This is a genomic window from Flavobacterium solisilvae (genome assembly GCF_012911605.1).
Lineage (GTDB): Bacteria > Bacteroidota > Bacteroidia > Flavobacteriales > Flavobacteriaceae > Flavobacterium > Flavobacterium solisilvae.
Window position 1 is genome coordinate 1 of sequence record NZ_JAAMPT010000113.1, and the last position, 325, is coordinate 325.

The following is a 325-nucleotide window of genomic DNA, read 5'->3' on the forward strand; positions in this document are numbered from 1 at the left end:
TGCAAATTCCAGTGATATTGACCACCTAATTCCAATTTAAAGTGACCACCTGATTCCAATTCAAATTGACCACCTAATTTCGGAGCAAAATGACCACTTCCATTTTTCATTAAAAACTACTTTTTTTCTTGTGTTAATTTGTGATTCAAATATACTAAAATTACTCTTTGTTGATTCCTCTTTTCTTTCTCATGGATTCGCCTTGTAATTCAATGCGATGGGATTGGTGTATGAGTCGGTCTAAAATGGCATCAGCTATGGTTTTTTCTCCAATTATATCGTACCAACCTTGAACTGGTATTTGAGAAGTTACGATTATAGAACC

The 325-nt window shown here is 34.2% G+C and carries 1 protein-coding gene; it reads right to left on the reverse strand.

The window, feature by feature from the left end:
- Positions 1-160 precede the first annotated feature (160 nt).
- Positions 161-325: ATP-binding protein (locus G6042_RS00530; protein WP_169522342.1), on the reverse strand; the 165-nt coding region annotated here is incomplete at its 5' end.